At 67.0% G+C, this 22,427-nt stretch carries 23 protein-coding genes; 17 read left to right on the forward strand and 6 right to left on the reverse strand.

Translation table 11 applies throughout. From position 1 onward, the window contains the following. The 5 genes from N6C22_RS02075 to N6C22_RS02095 all read left to right on the forward strand — a co-directional run bounded on the left by N6C22_RS02075 (position 1) and on the right by N6C22_RS02095 (position 4,484). Positions 1 to 510, forward strand: coding sequence for a hypothetical protein (locus N6C22_RS02075; RefSeq protein ID WP_261649051.1), 510 nt, complete (start codon positions 1 to 3; stop codon positions 508 to 510). Between the two features lie 56 nt (positions 511 to 566). Beyond that, a complete protein-coding gene (locus N6C22_RS02080; protein WP_261649053.1) occupies positions 567 to 1,151 on the forward strand; it encodes a hypothetical protein in 585 nt (194 codons plus the stop codon). A 160-nt stretch (positions 1,152 to 1,311) separates the two neighbouring features. Beyond that, positions 1,312 to 2,163 carry a CBS domain-containing protein gene (locus N6C22_RS02085; protein ID WP_261649054.1) on the forward strand — a complete coding sequence of 284 codons (852 nt, stop codon included), beginning with the start codon at positions 1,312 to 1,314 and terminating at the stop codon, positions 2,161 to 2,163. After that, on the forward strand, positions 2,156 to 3,886 hold the full coding sequence (gene glyS / locus N6C22_RS02090) for a glycine--tRNA ligase (RefSeq protein ID WP_261649055.1): 1,731 nt from the start codon (positions 2,156 to 2,158) through the stop codon (positions 3,884 to 3,886). Before N6C22_RS02085 ends, glyS begins: the two co-directional genes overlap by 8 nt. A 1-nt stretch (position 3,887) precedes the next feature. Next, complete coding sequence (locus N6C22_RS02095) at positions 3,888 to 4,484, forward strand: dolichol kinase (protein WP_261649057.1); 597 nt, start codon at positions 3,888 to 3,890, stop codon at positions 4,482 to 4,484. 360 nt (positions 4,485 to 4,844) lie between these two features. Here the strand turns inward: N6C22_RS02095 and N6C22_RS02100 are convergent, their stop codons facing one another. Beyond that, a complete protein-coding gene (locus tag N6C22_RS02100) occupies positions 4,845 to 5,000 on the reverse strand; it encodes a hypothetical protein (protein ID WP_261649059.1) in 156 nt (51 codons plus the stop codon). Between N6C22_RS02100 and N6C22_RS02105 the strand changes: the two genes are divergently transcribed. Together N6C22_RS02105 and N6C22_RS02110 are read left to right on the forward strand one after the other, a co-directional pair. Next, positions 4,990 to 7,467 carry a DEAD/DEAH box helicase gene (locus tag N6C22_RS02105; protein WP_261649061.1) on the forward strand — a complete coding sequence of 826 codons (2,478 nt, stop codon included), beginning with the start codon at positions 4,990 to 4,992 and terminating at the stop codon, positions 7,465 to 7,467. The genes N6C22_RS02100 and N6C22_RS02105 overlap by 11 nt on opposite strands. Further along, positions 7,464 to 7,661, forward strand: coding sequence for a hypothetical protein (locus N6C22_RS02110; protein ID WP_261649062.1), 198 nt, complete (start codon positions 7,464 to 7,466; stop codon positions 7,659 to 7,661). Before N6C22_RS02105 ends, N6C22_RS02110 begins: the two co-directional genes overlap by 4 nt. 4 nt (positions 7,662 to 7,665) lie before the next feature. Here N6C22_RS02110 and N6C22_RS02115 read toward each other — a convergent pair whose 3' ends face one another. After that, complete coding sequence (locus tag N6C22_RS02115; protein ID WP_261649063.1) at positions 7,666 to 8,253, reverse strand: Sjogren's syndrome/scleroderma autoantigen 1 family protein; 588 nt, start codon at positions 8,251 to 8,253, stop codon at positions 7,666 to 7,668. A gap of 210 nt (positions 8,254 to 8,463) precedes the next feature. On the opposite strand from N6C22_RS02115, the gene mdh reads away from it, so the two are divergent. Then, on the forward strand, positions 8,464 to 9,378 hold the full coding sequence (mdh, locus tag N6C22_RS02120) for a malate dehydrogenase (protein WP_261649064.1): 915 nt from the start codon (positions 8,464 to 8,466) through the stop codon (positions 9,376 to 9,378). Positions 9,379 to 9,619: 241 nt separating this feature from the next. Here mdh and N6C22_RS02125 read toward each other — a convergent pair whose 3' ends face one another. The 4 genes from N6C22_RS02125 to N6C22_RS02140 all read right to left on the reverse strand — a co-directional run bounded on the left by N6C22_RS02125 (position 9,620) and on the right by N6C22_RS02140 (position 13,752). After that, positions 9,620 to 10,636 (reverse strand): Brp/Blh family beta-carotene 15,15'-dioxygenase, encoded by a 1,017-nt coding sequence (locus N6C22_RS02125; RefSeq protein ID WP_261649065.1) that lies wholly within the window; start codon positions 10,634 to 10,636, stop codon positions 9,620 to 9,622. Next, a complete protein-coding gene (locus N6C22_RS02130; protein WP_261649067.1) occupies positions 10,627 to 11,352 on the reverse strand; it encodes a lycopene cyclase domain-containing protein in 726 nt (241 codons plus the stop codon). Before N6C22_RS02130 ends, N6C22_RS02125 begins: the two co-directional genes overlap by 10 nt. A gap of 87 nt (positions 11,353 to 11,439) precedes the next feature. Beyond that, positions 11,440 to 13,413 (reverse strand): bacterio-opsin activator domain-containing protein, encoded by a 1,974-nt coding sequence (locus N6C22_RS02135; protein ID WP_261649068.1) that lies wholly within the window; start codon positions 13,411 to 13,413, stop codon positions 11,440 to 11,442. A gap of 90 nt (positions 13,414 to 13,503) precedes the next feature. Next, positions 13,504 to 13,752: a ferredoxin gene (locus tag N6C22_RS02140; RefSeq protein WP_261649069.1), complete on the reverse strand. Its 249-nt coding sequence runs from the start codon at positions 13,750 to 13,752 to the stop codon at positions 13,504 to 13,506. A gap of 282 nt (positions 13,753 to 14,034) precedes the next feature. On the opposite strand from N6C22_RS02140, the gene N6C22_RS02145 reads away from it, so the two are divergent. The 9 genes from N6C22_RS02145 (at position 14,035) to N6C22_RS02185 (ending at position 22,380) form a co-directional block, all read left to right on the forward strand. Further along, positions 14,035 to 14,331, forward strand: a complete 297-nt coding sequence (locus N6C22_RS02145; protein ID WP_261649070.1) for a GYD domain-containing protein — start codon at positions 14,035 to 14,037, stop codon at positions 14,329 to 14,331. A 366-nt stretch (positions 14,332 to 14,697) separates the two neighbouring features. Next, positions 14,698 to 15,162, forward strand: a complete 465-nt coding sequence (locus N6C22_RS02150; protein WP_261649071.1) for a DUF6653 family protein — start codon at positions 14,698 to 14,700, stop codon at positions 15,160 to 15,162. A gap of 26 nt (positions 15,163 to 15,188) precedes the next feature. Further along, positions 15,189 to 17,594, forward strand: coding sequence for an ATP-dependent DNA helicase (locus N6C22_RS02155; protein WP_261649072.1), 2,406 nt, complete (start codon positions 15,189 to 15,191; stop codon positions 17,592 to 17,594). After that, positions 17,594 to 18,115 (forward strand): KEOPS complex subunit Cgi121, encoded by a 522-nt coding sequence (gene cgi121 / locus N6C22_RS02160; RefSeq protein ID WP_261649073.1) that lies wholly within the window; start codon positions 17,594 to 17,596, stop codon positions 18,113 to 18,115. Before N6C22_RS02155 ends, cgi121 begins: the two co-directional genes overlap by 1 nt. A 207-nt stretch (positions 18,116 to 18,322) precedes the next feature. Further along, positions 18,323 to 19,759, forward strand: coding sequence for a selenium-binding family protein (locus tag N6C22_RS02165; protein WP_261649074.1), 1,437 nt, complete (start codon positions 18,323 to 18,325; stop codon positions 19,757 to 19,759). Then, positions 19,756 to 20,082 carry a 2Fe-2S iron-sulfur cluster-binding protein gene (locus N6C22_RS02170; RefSeq protein WP_261649075.1) on the forward strand — a complete coding sequence of 109 codons (327 nt, stop codon included), beginning with the start codon at positions 19,756 to 19,758 and terminating at the stop codon, positions 20,080 to 20,082. Before N6C22_RS02165 ends, N6C22_RS02170 begins: the two co-directional genes overlap by 4 nt. A 76-nt stretch (positions 20,083 to 20,158) precedes the next feature. Next, on the forward strand, positions 20,159 to 20,743 hold the full coding sequence (locus N6C22_RS02175; protein WP_261649076.1) for a class I SAM-dependent methyltransferase: 585 nt from the start codon (positions 20,159 to 20,161) through the stop codon (positions 20,741 to 20,743). Positions 20,744 to 20,794: 51 nt separating this feature from the next. Beyond that, positions 20,795 to 22,096, forward strand: a complete 1,302-nt coding sequence (locus tag N6C22_RS02180; RefSeq protein WP_261649077.1) for an NADH:flavin oxidoreductase — start codon at positions 20,795 to 20,797, stop codon at positions 22,094 to 22,096. Positions 22,097 to 22,227: 131 nt separating this feature from the next. Beyond that, positions 22,228 to 22,380 carry a hypothetical protein gene (locus N6C22_RS02185; RefSeq protein WP_261649080.1) on the forward strand — a complete coding sequence of 51 codons (153 nt, stop codon included), beginning with the start codon at positions 22,228 to 22,230 and terminating at the stop codon, positions 22,378 to 22,380. Positions 22,381 to 22,427 lie beyond the last annotated feature (47 nt).

Consider the following 22,427-nt stretch of genomic DNA (forward strand, 5'->3'; position numbering starts at 1 on the left):
ATGAGCGACGCTCCGCCCGAAGTGGTCGCCGCCAAACGGCTGGCACGGAAGACCCTCGAAGCCGTCGTGTACGGCCTCGTCGTCGCCCTGTTCGTCGCGGGCGCGTCGGCCTTCCTCGAACTCTCCGGGCGGGGGACGCTCTACACCACGAAACACGTCCTGTTCTGGGTCGGATTCGCCCTGCTGGCGTACGCCTCCTTCCAGCTTCGCCCACCGTCGCCGCGAGGGTCGAACCGACCGGACTCTGACCGGTTCGTCACCTCAGGTGACGACCGCCAGAAGAAGGCTGATACGACGGTCGGGGGGCGTCGCGAGACTCGCCTCGAACGGTTGGTCTCGTGGCTGCCGCCGGTGCGGTGGTTCGCCATCGCGCCGGACGACCGCTTCTCGGTCCACGCGAAGCTGTTCCTGGCCGCGGTGTTCATGCTCGCGCTGTCGATGGCGATGGAGTTCGTCTTCGGCATCGCACGGCCCGGGGTCGCCAGCGTGGCAGCTGTATTCATCGGCTGAGGCGCTGCGAGAAACAAAGACACCCTTATCAGACTCCACACCATGTGTGTGGACATATGCCAGACGTGCCCAAGTCCGGTGAGGACATAGATTACGCCGAGCGAATCGCGAGCAACGCGGACGTCCTCTCGAACGCGTGGGAACAGGCACTCGAGGAGATGGAACTGATGGCCGAACAGCGCCGCGAGGAGGGCTGGGAGGCGGTCACGGTCATGGCGGCGAACACCGCGCCCCGGAACCGTCGTGCAGGCGACGACGACGACAACCGGTTCGGCCTGGTGTACGTCGTCCCGTCGAACATGGGTGAGGACTTCAGCGAGGCCTTCGAGGGCAAGCAGTTCCCGAAGTACGAGGTGTACCGCCGCGAGATGAACGGGAACGTGTTCCTCGTCGCCGAGTACATCGACCCCGACACGGAGACAGTCATCTTCATCGCCAGCCAGTACGAGCTCCGCCACGCGGCCGGGATGGTCCACGACGCGGAGGAGGAAGGCGAGTTCTACACGTACGTCCAGACGCTCCCGGGCGACATCCTCGGCGTGTTCAAGCACGACTCCCACGAGAAGTTCGTCCCGCACGCCGAGCGCATCGACGACTGGAGCCCGTCGGCACCCGGCCCGGGCGAGGTCGAGAAGAACTGACGGCGACCCGAATCGCGGCGCTCGTTCCCGCTACCGGCTGGTTCGTCGTTCGAGCCTGACATACCCGGCACTGTTTTATATACGTCGTCGCGAGCGAGGGCGTCACGGTTCCGCACACGAAACAGGGGCTTTATGCGGCGATTGAACCTATAGAGCCGATATGAAAGTAGCCGACGCGATGACCCCCCGCTCCGAGCTGGTGACGGTCGAGTTGCCGGGTACCCGTGACGACGTCCTGTCGTACCTGCAGGAGCACGGGTTCTCTTCGGTTCCAGTGGTAAAGCCGTCCGACGACGGCGAGGAGTACCGCGGTCTCGTCTCCCGAGACAGCCTCATCGAGCGACCCGACGAGGACCAGTTGGCCCTCCTGATGGAGGACGTGCCGACGACGACCGACGACACGTCCATCGCGGACGTCGCCCGCCTGATGGTCGAGGAGCGCGCCCGCCGCGTGCCCGTCGTCGACGGCGAACTGGAAGGCATCATCACGGTCACCGACGTGGTCCACGCCATCGCCCGCGGGGACGCCGAGACCGACGCCGTGGTCGGCGACCTCGCGACGAAGGACGTCAACACCACGTACTCGGGCACGCCGCTGCCCGTCGCCGAGCGCGAGCTCTACTACGCGAACGTTCCCTACGCGGTCGTCCTCGACGACGAGGCCGACATGGCCGGCATGCTGACCGAGGTCGACATCATCGAGGTCGCCCGCATCGTCGAGGGCGAGGACGACACCGGCGACTCCATCGCCAACGAGGACGACGAGTGGATGTGGGAAGGCATCAAGGCGGTCGGCGGCCGCTACCTGCCGACCCGGAACGTCGAGATTCCGGCCGAGCCGGTCTCGGAGTTCATGACCGAGGACCTCGTGACGGTGTCGACGAAGAAGACCGCCGAGGAGACCGCCCAGCTGCTCATCCGCCACGACATCGAGCAGGTCCCGATGGTGTCGGGCGACCAGCTGGTCGGCATCGTGCGGGACCTGAACCTGCTGGAGGCACTGTATGACTGAGACGGCCACCGTCGTCGAACTCGCCAAGCGCCGGGGCTACTTCTTCCAGTCCAGCCGCGCGTACGGCGGTGTCTCCGGCTTCTACACGTACGGTCCCCAGGGTGCGGCCCTCAAGGAGAACATCGAGGACACCTGGCGCGAGCGCTTCACCCTGAAGGAGGGTAACTTCGAGGTCGACGCACCCATCGTGATGCCCGAGCCCGTCTTCGAGGCGTCGGGCCACCTCGACGGCTTCGACGACATGCTCGTCGAGTGCCCCGAATGTCACGCCAGCCACCGCGCCGACCACATCATCGAGGACAACACCGGCATCGAGGAGGCCGAGAGCCTCCCGATTCCGGAGGTCGAGAACCTGCTCGCCGAGCACGAGCTCACGTGCCCGAACTGCGGCGCGGACCTGGCGGGCCAGGCCATCGAGGAGTTCAACCTGATGTTCCAGACGAGCATCGGCCCGGGCTCCTCCCAGCCCGGCTACCTCCGCCCCGAGACGGCACAGGGTATCTTCGTGGAGTTCCCCCAGTTGAAAGAGTACGCCCGGAACCAGCTGCCGTTCGGCGTCACGCAGATCGGTCCTGCCTATCGAAACGAGATCTCCCCGCGGAAGTCGCTGTTGCGCCTGCGCGAGTTCACGCAGGCCGAGCTCGAACTGTTCATCGACCCCGAAGAGGACGAGCCGGCACTCGACGTGGTTCGTGACGTGGAAGCGCCGCTGTACTCGGCGGAGATGCAGGAATCGGACGACAGCGAGCCCGTCACGATGGCCATCGGCGACGCCGTCGACGAGGGAATCATCTCGGACGCGTGGGTCGCGTACTACCTCGGCCTCGCGAAGCAGTGGTACACCCGCATCGGCATCGACATGGAGAAGTTCCGGTTCCGCCAGCACCTCTCGGGCGAGCTCGCCCACTACGCGGCGGACTGCTGGGACGCCGAGGCGCTGGTCGACGGCGACTGGATCGAACTCGCCGGCTTCGCCAACCGCGGCGACTACGACCTCTCCAAGCACGGCAGCTACAGCGACGAGGACTTCACGCTGTTCAAGCAGTACGACGAGCCAAAGCACGTCGAGCGCGCGACGGTCGACCCCGACATGAGCTACCTCGGTCCCGAGTTCGGTGGCGCGGCCGCCGACATCGGCGAGGCGCTGCAGACGCTCGCCGAGCGCGACCGGAGCGCCTTCGACGGCGACAGCGTCGAGGTCGAGGTCGACGGCGAGGCCTACGAGATCCCGTCCGAGCACGTCAACTTCGAGGTGAGCGAGGAGACCGAGGCCGGCGAGCACATCGTCCCACACGTCATCGAGCCGTCGTTCGGTGTCGACCGTGCCCTGTACACCGTCGTCCACCACGCCTACCGCGAGGACGAGGTCGAGGGCGAGGAACGCAGCTACCTCGCGCTGAAGCCGGAGGTCGCCCCGACGTTCGTCGGTGTCTTCCCGCTGACGAGCAAGGACGGGCTTCCCGAGACGGCCCAGTCGGTCGCGACGGAACTGCGCGAGCGTGGCCTCTCGGTCGCCTACGACGACTCCGGCTCTATCGGTCGTCGCTACCGGCGACAGGACGAGGTCGGGACACCGTTCTGTGTGACCCTGGACGCCGACCCGGAGGGGACGGCGACCATCCGCGAGCGCGACTCGACCGAGCAGGTCCGCGTCGACCTCGACGAGCTGGCCGACGTGTTGACCGCGCTCAGAACCGGCGAGCGGACGTTCGACACCCTCTGAGATGCGCGACGAGGTGGCCCGACGACTGGTGCACGCGACCGGTGCGGTCCTGCCCACCGCGTACCTCGTGAGCCAGCTCGACGGCGTGCCGACCATCCCCTGGCGGGCGGTCCAGGCGTTCCTGGTCCTCGCGATGGGGGTCGCACTCGTCCTGGAAGCCGTGCGGCTGTTCGTCGGCCTGGACTGGGCCATCTTCGATAAGCTCACCCGGGAGTACGAACAGGACAACCTCGCGGGCTACGCGCTGTACATGATCGGCGGGGCGTTCGCCGGCCTGCTGTTCCCGCCGGCGGTCGCCATCCCCGCGATGTACATGCTGACCATCGGCGACCCCATCAGCGGGTTGCTCTCGTCGGGCGAGCTGCGGAGCGTCAAGCAGCCGCGGGTGCTCGTGGCGATGTTCCTCGTCAGTCTCGCGTTCGCCCTCCCGTTCCTACCGGCGTTCGTGGCCGTCTCGGCGGCCGTCGCGGCGACCCTGGCCGACGGCGTGAAGCCGGTCATCGCCGGCTACGTCATCGACGACAACCTCACCATCCCCATCGCGGCCACGGTGACGGCGTGGGTGATGCTGGCGCTGACGGGCTCGCTGCCGGTCTGAGCCGCACCGCCCGCCGTCTAGTTGTGTAGGCCCGACGTATTCGATTTTGCAGCGATCAGTCCCTGGTATGACACTGCTCGAACTGCTCGTCGTGGCACTGATCGTCCTCGTACTCCTCGCGATCGTGGCGGCCGTTATCGGCGAAGAGGAGCTACTGCTGGAGCTCGTGCTCGAACTCGTTGACTGAGGGACTCGGCAGATTTATTACGGTACGCGTACTTCCCATTTTTTAGCCACGACGACACGCCGATATCTCCGGCGTTCTTGGCGACTTCGTCGCCCAGTCACCGTCGTGGTGAGACGAACGACACCGTGCGGCGGACTCCCCCCAACTCTCCCCCCAATCCGCCGCCTGTCGTTTCACACGGTTGACCGCGCCGTCTCCACTTTCATCGCGGTCGGCCCTTTCCCGTCGAGGAGCGGCCGGACCGTCATCGGCGACTCGCGCTTCACTTTCACCCCGGTCGGCGAAGTCTTAAACGGCGGGACGACGAATTTCCCCCCGATGGCTGCCACCGACGAGGCGTCCGTCGAGCACCCGCTGCTCGCGCCGAACTTCCTCCAGCGCCGGCTCTACCAGTTACAGCTCGCAGGGACGGCGACCGAGGACCACACCCTCGTCTGCCTGCCGACCGGGCTCGGGAAGACGACCGTGAGCCTGCTCGTGACCGCCCGCCGGCTCGACGAGGTCGGCGGGAAGTCGCTGATGCTCGCGCCGACGAAACCCCTCGTGCAACAGCACGCCGAGTTCTACCGCGAGGCCCTCGAGATTCCGGACGAGGAGATCGTCGTGTTCACCGGCGACGTGCGCCCGGACGACCGCGCCGCCCTGTGGGAGGACGCGACCGTCGTCATGGCGACACCGCAGGTCATCGAGAACGACCTCGTCGGTGGCAGAATCTCGCTGCGCGACGTGACACACATCGTCTTCGACGAGTGTCACCGCGCGACGGGAGACTACGCATACAACTACATCGCAGAGCGCTACCACCAGGACGCCGCTGACCCGCTGGTGACGGGCATGAGCGCGTCTCCCGGTGGTGACGAAGAGGAGATTCTGGAGGTGTGTGAGAACCTCGGCCTGCGCGAGGTCGAGGTGATGACCGAGGACGACGCCGACGTCTCGGAGTACACCCACGACACCGAGGTCGAGTGGAAGAAGATACAACTTCCAGACGAGGTCATCGAGATTCGCGACGCGCTGAACGAGGTCATCGCGGACCGTCTCGGCAAGCTCAAAGAGATCGGCGTGACCAAGGCGACCTCGCCGGACCTCTCGGAGACCCAGATAAACAAGATCTCGGCGCAGCTGCGCCAGATGATGGACAACGACCAGTCGGCGGGCTTCAAGGGCATGAGCCTGCTCGCCGAGATCCGCAAGCTGCGGACCGCGGTCACCTACGTCGAGACCCAGAGCGTGGAGGCCACCCGCAGATACTTCGAGCGCCAGCAGAACGCCGCCCGGGCGTCGGGTGCGTCGAAGGCGAGTCAGCGCATGGTGTCCGAGCCGAAGGTCAGAGAGGCGATTCGACGGACCGAGTCATTCGACGATATCCACCCGAAGTACCGGGAGGCACGCATCCTGCTCGCCCAGACGCTCGGTATCGAGGACGGCGAGCGCATCATCGTGTTCACCGAGTCCAGAGACACCGCCGAAGCCCTCACGGAGTTCCTCTCGAACCACTTCGAAACGCGGCGGTTCGTCGGCCAGGGCGACAAGGAGGGCTCGGACGGGATGACCCAGAAGCAGCAACAGGAGACCCTCGAGCAGTTCAAGGCGGGCGAGTTCGAGGTGCTCGTCTCGACCTCGGTCGCCGAGGAGGGGCTGGACGTGCCCGAGGTCGACCTCGTGCTGTTCTACGAGCCGGTCCCGACGGCCATCCGGTCCATCCAGCGCAAGGGGCGGACCGGCCGCCAGGACGAGGGGCGCGTGGTCGTGCTGATGGCCGAAGACACCCGCGACGAGGCCTACTTCTGGATCTCCCGGCGGAAGGAGAAGCAGATGGAGAACGAGCTTCGCAAGCTCAAGGGCGTCGCGAAGAACGTCGAGGAGCAACTCGACGACTCCCAGCAGAGCCTCGCCGCGTTCGCCGGTGGTGAGTCCGACGGGGGCGACGCGGAAGCCGGGGGCGGGGCAGCCGCCGACGGTGGCGCGAGCGCGGATACCCAGCCCGGCCTGCAGGAGTTCGGGGCGGGCGACGACGCGGACGGCGACGAGGAGGCCGACGCCGACGCGGGCGCAAACGACGGCGAACAGGCGACAGAGACGGCCGCCCAGTCAACCGCCGACGACGGTGTGGTCGCCGCCGCCGAACCGCAGGACGACGACACCGTCGAGATCGTCATCGACCAGCGCGAGATGGACTCCTCGATTCCGCGGGACCTCTCGACGCGCGAGGGCGTGACGACCCGGCTCGAGACGCTCGCCGTGGGCGACTACGTCCTCTCGGACCGCGTCGCCGTCGAGCGAAAGTCGGTCTCCGACTTCCTCGATACCCTCACCGGAAGCGACCGCTCGGTGTTCGAGCAGGTGCGCGACATGGCCGGCCACTACGCCCGCCCAATCCTCGTCATCGAGGGCGACGACAGCCTGCTCGGGTCGCGGGACATCCACCCGAACGCCATCCGGGGCGCACTCGCCTCCCTCGCCGTCGACTTCGGCGTGAGCGTCCTGCGGACCGAGGGCGAGGCCGACACCCGCGACCTGCTCGCCGTCATCGCGAAACGCGAACAGGAAGCGAGCGGCCGCGAGGTGTCCGTCCACGGCGAGAAGTCGAAGAAGACGCTGTCCGAACAGCAGGAGTACGTCGTCTCTGCCATCGCGGACATCGGCCCGGTCACGGCCCGGTCGCTGCTGGCACACTTCGGCACCGTCGAGGAGGTCATGTGCGCGAACGAGGACGACCTCCTCGAAGTGGACGGCGTCGGTCAGGTGACCGCCGAGCGCATCCGGGAGGTCATCGGGAGCCAGTACGAGCCGTGAGCGACGCGTTGCGCGCCGCCGTCCGGAAGACCTTCCCCGGGCTGGTGGTCACGCTGCTCGTCCTGCTCGCGGGGCAGGTGTTCGACCTGCACTGGAGCATCGGCTACGGCGCGGCGCTCGTCGCGTTCACGCTCTGGATGGTCTGGTTCGTCGTGACGTTCGTGCGCTGGTTCGAGTGGGGCGAAGAGAACTGAGGACCTACCGCCGGAGCGCGCCGAGCGCTTCTGCCGCCTCCTTCACCGCGGCGAGGCACTCGCGAGCGCGGGCAGGGTCGTCCGTGTTCGCGGCGGCGTCGCTGAAGTAACGGATGGTCTCGGCGATGGAGGCCTCGGCGTCGCCGAACTCGCCGGCGAGGGCGGGACGTGACGCCTGTCTGCTGGGGGCTCGCGACGGGGTGTGGCTCTGGACCTGCGAGCTGAAATCGTCGCCGGACTGTGACTGCGAGACGCCCTGGGCCTCGACGTCGGCGACCGACTGGGACGGCGTGGACTGGTCCGGGGAGTCTGCCTGCTGGTTCTGGGCCTCCTGCGCCTGCTGTTGTTGCTGCGCTTGCTGGGCCTGCTGCTGGCGCTGTGCCTCCTGTCCTGCGGCCTGGCAGCTCGGGCAGAACTGCTGGCCCTTGTGGCGGAAGATGGGGTCGCCACAGGTGTCGCAGTGCTGGTTCGTCATCGTCGCACCCTGCAGGAGCAGTTCGCTCATCCGCTGTGTCGTCTTGCGGTCTTCCTCGTCCTTCGCGAACTTCTCTCGCAACTTCTCGCGCTCTGCCTCCTTGTCGAACTCGCTCATGTCGGGATAGACGACTTTGGGAGAGGAAAGTCCTGCGGGACCGGTCAGTGGTGGCGGAGGGGGTGCCGAACTGTGGAGTTCTCCGTCAGATATGGCTCTGAGACTGCCCGAACGTCAGGGTCGAATGGGCCGTGGAACCGGTATCGGTGCCCAAGCCGTACTGCCGACTTCGACACGTTTAACCCGGAATCGGGAGCAGTTTCGAGTGTTATGGCGAAAGTTAGCGTAGTCGGCGCGGCCGGCACCGTCGGGGCCGCCGCAGGCTACAACCTCGCGCTTCGTGACGTGGTCGACGAACTCGTCTACGTGGACATCCCGGACCAGGAGGACGTGACAGTCGGCCAGGCCGCGGACGCCAACCACGGCATCGCGTACGACTCGAACACGACCGTCCGTCAGGGCACCTACGCCGACACGGCGGGCTCTGACGTCGTCGTCATCACGGCCGGCATCCCGCGCCAGCCCGGCCAGACCCGCATCGACCTCGCGGGCGACAACGCGCCCATCATGGAGGACATCGGCTCCTCGCTCGCCGAGCACAACGACGACTTCATCACGGTGACGACGTCGAACCCGGTCGACCTGCTCAACCGTCACCTGTACGAGGCCGGCGACCGCGACCGGAACAAGGTCATCGGCTTCGGCGGCCGACTGGACTCCGCGCGCTTCCGCTACGTCCTCTCCGAGCGCTTCGACACGCAGGTCCAGAACGTCGAGGCGACCATCCTGGGCGAGCACGGCGACGCACAGGTCCCCGTGTTCTCGAAGGTTCGCGTCGACGGCGCAGACCCCGAGTTCTCCGACGACGAGAAGGAGGAGATCCTCGGTGACCTGAAAGAGTCCGCGATGAACGTCATCGAGCGCAAGGGCGCGACCGAGTGGGGTCCGGCGACGGGCGTCGCCCACATGGTCGAGGCCATCCTGCGCGACACCGGCGAGGTCCTGCCGGCGTCGGTCAAGCTCGAGGGCGAGTTCGGTCACGACGACGTCGGCCTGGGCGTCCCGGTCAAGCTCGGCTCGAACGGCGTCGAAGAGGTCGTCGAGTGGGACCTCTCCGAACTGGAGCGCGACCAGCTCGGCGAGGCCGCCGACAAGCTCTCCGAGCAGTACGACAAGATCTCGTAAGCACTACAGCGGTCTCAGTTCTCGCGGTCGCCGGGCCGCCGTGGCTCGGCGGTACTGCCGTTCGCACGAGTATCGATAGCGTCCGGAACCTGTTCCCCTATCAGTTCCGCCCACTCCCGAATACGGGACGTGCGGTCGTTTCCCGACATGGTAGTCATGGGATACGTCAACACGGACGTGTATAACTTTTTTCTCGACGTTCCTACAGCTCTGGCGACGTGAACGGGGGCACTCGGCGTGGCTACCAGACGCCCTGCCGGCGGTCCAACAGCGTGACGACGACGACGTGCGGGAGCGTCAGCACCGCCAGCAGGACGAGGTAGATGGCGACGAGACCGATGAGTCCGGCCGGGGTCTGCGGGACCGTGATGGCGAGGCCGGCGAGGACGACGAGAGAGATGGCCGTCGTCGGGGTGGCGTCACGGGCGAAGCCTCGGACTGCGCCGACGAGGTCGCCCCGGGCGAGCGCCGCGACCGAGGGCTCGTCGAGGCCGACGACGCGGACGATGTGGCGCAGCGAGTGCCAGACGCAGAAGTACACCCCGATGGCGAGGACGGGCGGGACGACCGCGAAGAAGAACGAGAGCAGCCCGACCTCGGTCGCATCGCGCTTCCAGGTCGCCGGGTCGGGCGAGCGTGCCCCGAGCACGAGCGAGCCGGTGACGAGCACGGCGAAGCCGACCGCGACCGCGATTCTGGTTCCTGGCGTGAACGCCCACGCGACCGTGGCCGGGTCGGCCCCGAAGAGGCCGACCGTGGCCGCGAGAACCGACTCGTACGCGCCCGGAAACGCGACCAGCGGGACCAACATGGGAAGCGCCCCCCGGACCGCGACCGTCAGGAGCCGGTGGACTGGCGTCGTCGGGTACCGACCGTCCGAGAGCACGTGTAGGCAGTAGAGGTCGCCCTGGCCCCAGTGGGCCCACGTGAGCAGGATGAAGAAGGCGAACGCGGCGACCGGCGCGAGGAACCATCCCAGGAGGTAGATGCCCCCGAGCAGGGCGTAGAGCCCGCTCACGAGGACGACGGACCGGCGGACCGACGTGCCGGAATCGACCCGGGCCGGGACGAGGTGGTCGACCGCGCCGTGGGGAAGCCCGAGGACGAGGATGCTGACGAGCAACGGGAGGTACTCGGCCCACGCTGGGACCGAGAGCCCGAGCGCGAACGGGAGGGCCACCACCCCGAGCAAGAGCCACTCCGGGCGCAGGAGCCGGTCGACCGCGTGTCGGACCGGACGGGGAACGGCTACTGCCATCGGTCCACCACCCAATGATAGAGGACGATACCCTGGACGACGAGCAGGGTCGTGACGAGGAAGAACACCATCTCCTCGACGGGGAGCCCGAACAGCCCGATGCCGGTCGTGTGGTCGGCCGAGATGGTCCAGATACCGAGCTCGATGGCGTACCAGTCGACCGCCCAGAGGTACGCCACGGGGAGGACGACGACGGGCGCGAGCGAGCGCCGGGCCGCCCAGAGGTAGTGGCCGCCGACGGCCCACTGCAGGGCGACGACGGGACAGGCCCACGCCAGGATGGCACCGAGGTAGTACGTCGACGGGTCGGTCAGGAACCAGACGCCGAATAGGGAGACGAGGAGCCAGCCGACGGTCCCGACGAGGCGCGCTCGCCCGGGCAGCGGCCCCTCGGGGTGGACCGGCGGCCAGCGGAGCGTGTAGAACCACAGGGCCGCGAGCACCGGCTGGAAGGCCATGAAGAGGTACTCCTCGAGTGGGGCGAGGCCGACGGTGAGCGCGACGGTGTCGGGGCCGTACCACCAGACGCCCTGGCCGATGAGGTAGTTGTCCCACGGGGTCGTGTACGCGAGGGCGACGACGACCATGAGCCCGGTCGGGAGCAGGCCCTCACGGGGAAGCGGGAGGCCCTGTCGCTGTGCCGCGACCGAGAGCCCGAAGATGGGTGCCACTACGAACAGCACCAGGAAGGTCGCGTAGGTCAGGGTCGTCGACATCTACCCCGCTCTAGGGGATGCAGAGAGATGGCATAGACGGCGGAGCCCTCAGCGAGCCGGAACGACGGCGACCCGTCGGGCCAGCGCTCAGGGCCGGTCGAAGAACTCGCCGACGAGCTTGCGTTCTGCCGCCCGGAGGTGCTGGTGGTACGTCGACCGGGCGATACCCATCGAGTCCGCGAGGTCGTCCCCGCTGGTCGGGCGGGGCCACTCGAAGAAATCGCCGAAGTACGCCCGCTGGAGCGCCGTCAGCTGGCGCTCGGTGAGCTGGTCCTCGAGCGCCGCGATGAACTCCTGTTTGGTCGTCGCGGGGCGCTCGCGCTCGCGGTACGCCGTGAGGTCGATGCCGTCGAACTCGGCCTCGATGGTCTCGACGATGGTCCGGGCGTTCGCGTCACGCGGGAGTTCGACCTCCACGCTCGCCGTGCCGGGTTTCGCCGTGATGGCCTTCACGTCCGCGCCGTAGGCCGCGAGCGTCGAGAGCAGCCCCTCGTTGGCGACGGTGAACTCGATGAGGCTCATGCCCTCGTTCCGGGTGATTATCTTCGTGTCGAGGACGGTGTCGGACTCGCTCGCGATGTCGGCGACCTCGTCGGGGTCCTCCGCTTCGACCGTGAAGAACATCCCCAGCGAGTCGTCGTCGCGGTAGACGGAGCCGGCGTACGTGAGCGTCGCGTTCGCGCGTTCGGCCACGTCCACGAAGAACACCGACCGGTCCGTGACGGTGAAGGAGAGCTGGACGATGTTGTCCGCGGTGAGGGTGCGCCGGGTCTCGGCGGCCGAGATTGCCGTCGCGACCATGCGCCCCAGTGCGGCGAGGATGGTCGCCTCGCGCTCGTCCAGCGCCGCCGGGTCGTCGGTGTAGACCGTCAGCACGCCGTAGCGGGCGTCCCGGTACACCAGCGGGATGACCGCGACCGTCGAGAACGGCTCGTCGGTCCGCGCCTCGTGCCACTCGCGGTCCGTGAGGTCGTCTGCGGCGACGACCTGCACCTCGCCGGTCTCGACCGCCTGCTCGACCACGCCACCGCTCCCGTCGAGCACCATCGCCTCACCCTCCGCGGAGCCGCCGACGATGGCGTTCGGGCGGACGGTGTTGTCCGCGAGGTCGGGTTCGCCCGTCCAGGCACAGGTGAACGGGTCGGTCTCGGCGAGCAGCTCGCACATGTTCGTCTCGATCTCGTTCCGGCTGGTCGCCTCGACCAGCGCGCCCATCGTCTCCTGGATGAGTCCGTCGATACGTTCGAGCAGGTGTTCGAGCCCCTCGCGCTCGGCGGCGAGCTGGGCGGCGCGCTGTTCCGCGGTTCGCTCGGCCTGCACCCGGTCCGTCACGTCGGTCTGGAAGCCCACGTAGTGCGACACCTCGCCGGACTCGGCCCGGATGGGGGCGATGTCGACCTTGTTCCAGAAGCGCTCGCCCGACTTCGTGTAGTTCACCAGTTCGACCGACACCGGCTCCTCGGCCTCGATGGCCTCACGCATCTGCCGAACCGCGTCGGGGTCGGAGTCCTCGCCCTGCAGGAACCGGCAGTTCCGCCCGATGACGTCCTCGCGCTCGTAGCCGGTGAGGCGCTCGAACGCGTCGTTCGTGTAGATGAGCGGCATGTCCGGCGCGTTCGCGTCCGCGATGGTGATGCCGACCGGTGCCTCGTCGAGCGCACGCTCTTTCAGTTGCTGGTCGGTCGGCCGGACCGACTGCGACTCGCACACCCGTTCCAGCAACCGGTCCTTCCAGTCGCTTCCCTCCCGCCGGACGTACCCGTCGACGTCGGCGGCGACCGCCCGCTCTGCAATCGCTTCGCTCCCGTCTGCCGTGCACAGCACGAACGGCACGCCACCGTGGACCGCCCGGACCGTCCGGAGGAGTTCGACACCCGTCACGTCGCCGACGTCGAACTCGCAGACGACACAGTGGGGCAGCGCCCGGCCCATGGCCGAGAGCGCCTCGTCAGCGTCTGCGACGACGTCGACGGCGAATCCTTCGGTCACGAGCACGTCGGCCGTCTCACCAACACGGCCGTCGTCCCCGTCGACCAGCAGGACCCGCGTCTCTGAATCCATGGCTACTGATATTGACTGACAGGGTAAAGAGGTTCCCTCAAACAGGGGGGTGGTTCAACAGGGAGTATCAGGTTCGGTATTTAATCTATCTCAGGGGATGAGCTGTTCGCCGTCGTCGTCGTACACCCGAATCGCGTCGACCGGGCAGACCCGGGCGGCGAACTTCGCGTCGAACTCGGCGTCCTCGGGAATCTCGCGGACGAACAGGTCGTCGTCGGTCTCCTCCCCGTCGACGAGGACGGCCTTGCCGGCGTCGCGGTCGGCCTCGAAGCCCTCCTCCCACTCGGCCACGCACTGGAACATCCCGATGCAGGTGTCGCGGTCGTACTCTATCTTCATGTAGCGGGGGTTCGCTCGTGGGGTGTAAATCGTTGACGGACGGTGGTGTCGTGGGTTGTGGCGCGAACTCGTGTTGGTTCGGGTGCGTTCAGGACCGGTGATGGTGACCTGTCAGCGGACGATTTGGCTCCATCGAAACCCTCCGTATTTGTGCCCGAGGGGGCCCTGATACTCCGTGACAAACACCTATCTCAGTGGCGAACAAAATATACGGAGCATGTCTTAGCCCGATGGACCATCTGGGTCGAACGGTGTCGGCTACGGTATGCAAGAGGTACTCCGATGCCGACGTACATCATGCTCGTTACGCTCAACCAGAAGGGCGCAGAGAACATCGAACAGAGTCCTGACCGGCTCGAGATGGTGAAGGAGCGGACCAGATCGTTGGGTGGCGAACCGAAGGAGTTCTACATGACCTTCGGACGATACGACTTCGTATACGTCGCCGACCTGCCCGACGATGAAGCAGCTGCACACCTCGCGCTCACGTACGAGAGGGGTGGTGCTGGTAAATTCGAGACGGTGAAAGCCTTCACAGAAGACGAATATCGCGAGGTCATCAGAAATCTCCCCGAGTAGACTGAACACTTGCAGAGACGCTCCACCATTGCCGCGCTGTTTTGCTCTGACTGAGAGATACGCCCTCTGTATGCAGCACACTCCCTGGGACCACTCACCGATTGAGCAGTTCAACGAAGCCGATGATTTCGATATGCGATTGGCGACTGGTGTCAGCGACGACAGGTGGCGAACTCGCGCTGGTGGCAATGGGACCGCACCGCTCCGCACCGCACCTCGGCCTCCCCAGCCGACTCTCTCCGTTCTGCTTCGCTTCACTCCGGTCGTCCCTCGCGCGTTTCCGCCGTCGCGGTCTCGCTGTCGCTCGACACGCCCGACCGCACGCGCCGTGGTGATTTATCGGGGTTCTGGTCGTATCCCGAGACGATGCCCTCCGAAACCGACGCCGGTCCCGGTCTCGCAGAACGCTACTTCTGGGCGGGCCACGCCAACCCCTGGAGCGTCTGGACGTTCGTCGCGACCTACCCACTGCTGGTGCTGGCCATCTACCGGCGCGAACAGCGCCTGCTGGCCGCGATCCTCGTGTTCGTCGCGGTGAACCCGCTCCTGTCGCCGGAACCCGAGGACGACTCGGCGTGGGCGACGCGGGTCGTGTTGGGGGAGCGCGTCTGGCTCGACGAGGGGCTGCTGTCGTCGGTGTCGAACCTGCTGTTCGTGGGTATTTGCGCTCCGGTCCAACTATACACGCTCCGCGCCGCGATGAAGCGTCAACCCGCCAGAACGGCGGCCGGGACCGCCTGCTCGCTCGTCCTGATGTTCGTCTTCTTCGGGCGGATGGCCCGGCTGTACGAGGAACGCGCGACCGGGTCGCGGGAGATGACGACAGTTTAAACCAGAGCAGGCACCACTCTCCGTCAATGAACACGGCGGACGTGCCCGGCATCCCTGCACCCTTCGTCGAGCACCTGCAGGGCCAGGGCATCGAGGAGCTGTACCCGCCACAGGCGCAGGCGGTCGAGGCGGGCGTCACCGAGGGCCAGAGCGTCGTCGCCTCCATCCCGACGGCGAGTGGGAAGACGCTCATCGCGACGCTGGCGATGCTCTCGGCGGTCGAGCGGGGCGGGAAGGCGCTCTACATCGTGCCCCTGCGGGCGCTGGCCTCCGAGAAGAAGGCTGAGTTCGAGCAGTTCGAGGAGTTCGGCGTGAGCGTCGGCGTCTCGACGGGGAACTACGAGTCCGAGGGCGGCTGGCTCGGCCAGAAGGACATCATCGTCGCAACCTCCGAGAAGGTCGACTCGCTCGTCAGGAACGGCGCGCCCTGGATAGACGACCTGACCTGTGTGGTCGCCGACGAGGTCCACCTCATCGACGACCGGAGCCGGGGGCCTACACTGGAAGTGACCCTCGCCAAGCTCCGGCAGGTCAACCCGAAACTCCAGGTCGTCGCGCTCTCGGCGACGGTCGGGAACGCGGACGACCTCGCGGACTGGCTGGACGCGGAACTCGTCGACGACGACTGGCGACCCATCGAGTTGCGCAAGGGCGTCCACTTCGGGAACGCGCTGTCGTTCGACGACGGCTCGCAGAAAGAGGTCCCGGTGCGAGGCAGCGAGAAGCAGGAGGCTGCACTGGTCCGGGACGTGCTCGAAGACGGCGGGGCCTCGCTCGTCTTCGTCAACTCCCGGCGGAACGCCGAGGCCGCGGCGCGACGGCTCGCCGAGGTGGTCGAACCGTTCCTCACGCCCGCCGAGAAGGACGACCTCGCGGACCTCGCCGAGGAGGTCCGGGGCGTCAGCGACTCCGAGACCAGCGACGATCTGGCCGACGTGGTCGCCAAGGGTGGCGCGTTCCACCACGCCGGCCTCGCCAGAGAGCACCGTTCGCTGGTCGAGGACGCCTTCCGCGACCGGAAACTCCGGGTCATCTGCGCGACGCCGACCCTGGCGGCGGGTGTGAACACGCCGAGTCGCCGCGTCATCGTCCGCGACTGGCAGCGCTACGACGGCAGCGGGATGGCCCCCCTGTCGGTGCTCGAAGTCCACCAGATGATGGGCCGGGCGGGTCGGCCGGGCCGGGACCCCTACGGCGAAGCGGTCCTACTGGCCTCGAACCACGACGACCGCGAGGAGCTGTTCGACCGGTACGTCTACGCCGAGCCCGAGCCGGTCCGGTCGAAACTGGCTGCCGAACCCGCGATGCGGACCCACGTCCTGGCGACCATCGCGTCCGGGTTCGCCCGCACGCGGAGCGGCCTACAGGCGTTCCTCGAGGAGACCCTCTATGCCGCCCAGTCGACCGAGGAGGGGCGGCTGGAGCAGGTCATGGACTCGATGCTGGACTACCTCGAACACAACGGCTTCATCGAGGTCGACGGCGAGGAACTGTCGGCAACTGCAATCGGCCACACCGTCTCGCAGCTCTACCTCGACCCGATGAGCGCGGCGACGGTCATCGATGGCCTGCGGGCCTGGGCCGGGCAAACCCCTGGAACGAGCAGTTCGGCGAGCAGTTTCGATGCCAGCGACAGCAGTGCCGGGTTCCAGACGTACAGCATCGGTGACGACGACAGTGAGGACGGCGAGCGTGACGAGGCCGACGACGAACCCGCGAAAGTCGAGAAACCGACCGCCCTCGGCCTCTACCACCTCGTCTCCAGAACGCCGGACATGTACGAACTCTACCTCAAGTCGGGCGACCGCGACGAGTACTCCGAGGTGTACTACGAGCGCGAAGAGGAACTCCTCGGCAGTGCCCCCTCGGAGTACGAGGAGCACCGCTGGGAGGACTGGCTCTCGGCGCTGAAGACCGCCCGCCTGCTCGAGGACTGGGCGAGCGAGGTCGACGAGGACCGCATCACGGCCGACTACCAGGTCGGGCCGGGCGACCTGCGCGGGAAGGTCGAGACCGCCCAGTGGCTGCTCGGGGCGGCCGAGCGCATCTCGGGCGAACTCGACTTGCCTGGAAGCGTCACCCGCGGGGTGCGGGACGCGAAGAAGCGGGTCGAAGACGGCGTCAACGAGGAACTCCTCGAACTGGTCGGGGTGCGCGGCATCGGGCGGAAACGCGCCAGACAGCTGTTCGAGGCCGGAATCGAGACGCCCGCGGACATCCGCGACGCGGACAAGAGCGTCGTGCTCGCTGCCCTGAATGGCCGGCGCAAGACCGCCGAGAACATCCTGGAGAACGCGGGCAGAGAAGACCCCTCGATGGACGGGGTCGACGCCGACCCCGAGACCGAGGCGGTGTTCGAGCGGGCGAGTGAGGACGAGACCGAACCGGACGACGAGACGGAAGAGAGCCAGACGAGCCTGGGTGATTTCTGATGCACGTGATAGAAGGGACGGCGACGGTGGACGACATCGACGACTTCGTCGCACGAATCGGCGAGATCGGAACCGAACACGACTGCGTGGTCCAGGCGTTCGACGCCCGGTACGTGGTGGACCGCGCACATCTCGAGGCAGCGGTCAGGCAGGCCGCCCGGGCGTGGCTGCGCGACGAGGCTGTCGCCCGTGACGCCGCGGTCGAGATTCTGCTGTACGCGGCGGGTCGCCGCCAGATATCGGAGGCGCTGACGATGGGTGTCGGCGAAGGGGAGACGCCCGTCGTGGCCGTCGTCGTCTCCGATTTCCCCGATGCGCCGTTCGGGACCGACGACGCAGAGATGGCCGCCGCCGAAGCCCTCGCAGGGCTGTTGGAACCGGCGGAGACCCTCGGGGACGCCGCCGACGAGGCCCGCATCTGCGAGTTCTTCGAGGTGGGTGGGGCGGAACGGGCAGCCACCGACGCGACGCTCTCGGAACTGGTCCGTGAGCGAACCGTGTTGCTGACCGTGAACAAGTAGGTCGCCTCGCCGGGAGATGCAGAGATATTTGCCAGATAGTATGACAATATTCCCGCATTAGCTTGCAAGTACCCCACATTTCGCTTGAGGAAGCAGTTCCTTACCCCGAGTTTTCGAACTGGGTTTCGATTCTGATGTGTCACAGATACCGGTAGTCGAGAGACCCAACCCGACGAGTTGACCCCTGTGCATGATATACTCTATCACATGAGCAACGCCCACCAGCCCGACGACGAGACCCACGCCGACCACGAACACCACGCTGGCCACGGTGACCACGCCCATCACGAGCATCACGAACACCACGGGCCCGGATATGCCACACCGCAGGCCGCCATCGAGGAGGGCGACCGCGAGAAACTCGCGTACGTCATGGGCCTGTACGTCGGGACCGACGTGGACGCGCCGGACTTCCTCGCCGTCGTCGACCTCGACCCCGACTCCGACACCTACCAGCAGGTCGTAAACCGGGTCGAGATGCCGAACAAGGGCGACGAACTCCACCACTTCGGGTGGAACGCCTGCTCCTCGTCGTGTCACATGGAGGGACTGGCCCGGAGCCACCTCCTCGTCCCCGGCCAGCGCTCCTCGCGCCTGCACGTGATCGACGCCACCGACCGCCTGAACCCCGAGCTGGCGAAGGTCATCGAGCCCGAGGAGGTGTTCGCACACGACCTCTCGGCCCCACACACCGTCCACTGCGTGCCCGAGGGGAAGATCCTCGTGAGCATGCTGGGGAACGCCGACGGCGACCTCCCGGGCGGGTTCCTCGAACTGGACCACGACTTCGAGGTCGCGGGCCGGTGGGACGCCCCGGGCGACATCGGCATGAACTACGACTACTGGTACCAGCCCCGTCAGAACGTGATGATCTCGACCGAGTGGGCCGCCCCGAAGACGTACTACCCCGGCTTCGACCTGGAGGACGTCGAGGCCGGAAAGTACGGCCACAAGATCAACGTCTGGGACTGGACCGAACGTGAGGTTCTCCAGACCATCGACCTGGGCGAGGAGGGCCAGATTCCCCTCGAAGTCCGGTTCCTGCACTCCCCGGTGTCGACCCACGGGTTCCTCGGGGCGGCGCTGTCGTCCAATGTCTTCCACTTCTACGAACAGGGAGGCGAGTACCGCGCCGACAAGGTCATCGACGTCGAACCCCGCGAGCACGACGACTGGGACTTCCCGATGCCCGGCCTCGTCACCGACCTGCTGGTTTCGATGGACGACCGCTACCTGTTCTTCTCGAACTGGCTCCACGGCGAGGTCCGGATGTACGACATCTCTGACCCGGCGAATCCGCGCCACGTCGACAGCGTCTGGGCGGGCGGGAACTTCGGCCCGCGCCGCCCCACCGGCGAGGACGACCGCCCCGTCTTCGGCGGCCCGCAGATGCTCCAGCTCAGCCTCGACGGCGAGCGCCTCTACTGGACCACCTCGCTGTTCTCCTCGTGGGACAACCAGTTCTTCCCCGACGAGGGCACGCAGGGCTCGGTGATGCTGAAGGCCGACGTGAACCCACGGAAAGGGACGATGGAACTCGACACCGACTTCATGGTCGACTTCGGCGACATGCCCCACGGTCCCGCGAGGGCGCACGAGATTCGCTGGCCCGACGGCGACTGTACCAGCGACGTGTGGTCGTGAGCCGGCAGCGGTTCACCGTCACGTTCGAGTGGGAGTCTGGCCGAAGCGAAACCTGTGTACTCCCGGACGAGACGGACCTGATTTCGGCGAGTGAGGAACAGGGCCTCGGCCTGCCCTTCGGCTGCCGGACCGGGGCGTGTGCGACCTGTGCTGCGGAGCTGTTGGAGGGTGAGCTCGAACACGTCAGGCCACCCCGCGGGCTGAAAGACAGGCATCTCGATTCGGGGTACGTGTTGCCCTGCATCGCCCAGCCCCGGAGCGACTGCACGCTTCGGGTCGGCAGCGCGGTGCAGGCCGAACTCGTCTCGAACCCCTGGAAGTAACGACGAGGGACCATCCCCCGGGCGCCGAAACGCACAGCCCCAGAGTGCTTTTATCGAGCAGTCGTCTGCACCACGTATGGCCAAGTTCCAGAACACGGGACAGCCGGACCGCGACTGGTGGAGCGCGCTCTGGCCCGACCCCGCCGGCACGCTTCGCGACCTCGGTCTCGAAGCAGGTGACAGCGTCGCCGACGTGGCCTCGGGGAACGGCTACTTCACGCTCCCGGCGGCCCGCATCACCGGTGAGCCGGTGTACGCGGTCGACATCGATTCGGACCTCCTCGGTGAACTCGCCGACCGGGCGGCCGATGCCGGCCTCGACCGTATCGAGACCATCGAGGGCGACGCCAGGGCCCTGCCCGAACTCCTACCAGAACCGGTCGACGTGGTGCTGTTCGCGAACACCCTCCACGGGGTGCCCGAACCAGAATCTTTCCTTCAGAGCGCCCGCGAGGTCCTGACTGACTCGGGACGGCTCGTCGTCGTGAACTGGCACGACCTGCCCCGCGAGGAGACGACGGTGCTCGAGGCGGTGCGTGGCCCGCCGACCGACCTGCGGCTGTGCGAGGCCGACTGCATCGACCTCGTCCGCGAGGCTGGCTTCGACGAGATTCGGACGGTCGACCTGCCGCCGTACCACTACGGTCTGGTCTGCCAGTAACCGCCGCCCGTCGGTGACAGCTTCTTGGCCGTCCCGCGCGAACCCTCTCACATGCCGCGGCTGGACGACCCCGTCACCATCGGCCCCCTTGAGGTACCGAACCGGCTGTATCGCGCGCCACTGCTCGAATGTGCCGGGAACGGCGAGGACGCCGTCGACATCCTCGTCGCGGACCTCGAACCGGCCGCCGAGTCGGGTGTCGGACTGGTCTTCCAGGGGGCGACCATCGTCACCGAGGACGGGGGGTGTGCCGCCCCGGGGATGACCCGGGTCCACGACCCCGAGTTCGTCTCTCGCCTGTCGAACCTCACCGACGCCATCCACGACCACGGCGGGACGATCTTCGTCCAGCTCGAACACGGCGGCCTGCGGAGCATGGAAACCTGGCACGCCGGCTACCGCGAGCAACATCCCGGCGAGCAGCAACTCGCCGTCTCGCGCCCGCCCTGGCAACTCCGACTGCTGGACCGGCTGGGATTCCTCGATTTCGACCCACACGTCATGAGTACGGAGGAGGTGTACGACCTCGCCGAAGCCTTCGGGAACGCCGGCGAGCGCTGCGTCGAGGCGGGCTACGACGGCATCCACCTCGCTGGCGCGAACATGGGCATCATCCAGCAGTTTCTCTCGCCCTTCTACAACCGCCGCGACGACGAGTTCGGCGACGGCGTCCGGTTCCTCGAAGTCGTCCACGACGAGTTGCGCGAGCGGGTCGGCGACACACCCATCGTCACGAAGGTCCCCTCGGAGGCCCCGGCCCCGCCCGTCGTTCGGAGAAAGCTGGGTGACGACGACGCCGTCGACATCGCCCACCGGCTCGCCGACATCGGCTACGACGCCATCGTCCCGGTCCGGACCTCCGTGGTCTGGGACATGAGCATCGTCCGCGGGGAGTACCCAAAGCGGGCGTGGCGCGACGAGTCCTTCCAGGGTGGCTACGCCGAGGCGTTCGGCGGCCGCCTGCGAACCAGGGGCGTCCGGTTCATGAACTGGCTCGAATCGTTCCAGTTCGACTTCGAGCCCGCCTGGAACGCCGACCTGGCCCGGCGGATTCGCGACGTGGTCGACGTCCCGGTCCTGCTCGAAGGCGGGGTCCGCGAACGCGGCCAGATGAACCGCCTGTTGGGGGAGTCGTGCGACATGGTCGGGATGGCCCGCCCGTTCTACGCCGAACCGAAGCTTGCGGCCCGGCTGCTCGCCGACGAGGCGGGCGACGGTACCCGCGTCGTCTGCGAGAACTGCAACAACTGCACCGTCCCGCAGGTCACCGGCGCGGTCGGCCAGTGCCGAACCCCCTCGGTGTTGCGAAGACGCGGGAAATTCGAGGAATCAGGCGCCTACGACCGGGATTGAACGGTCTCGAACCAGTCTGAACGGCCGACAGTTCAATAATCATTGAAGACCCAGTTCCGTGTGACCACGGCTCATGGCCGGCGATGGGTCGCCTGCCTGCGGCCCCGGGGGTCACCAGGGTGACACAAAACATGCCACAATGTAACGTCTGCATGGACGACATCGACGAGGAGGAAGACACCCACATCGAGGTGGTCAAGCCGATGGAGTTCAAGGGCGCGAAACAGGAGATACGACACTACTACTGCACGATATCGTGCCTGCTCGACCAGGCACGCGAGTAGCGGTACGGTACCGACACGACGAGCACAGCAGGGGCACTTCTTCGGGG

Source organism: Haloarchaeobius sp. HME9146 (genome assembly GCF_025399835.1).
Taxonomy (GTDB): domain Archaea; phylum Halobacteriota; class Halobacteria; order Halobacteriales; family Natrialbaceae; genus Haloarchaeobius.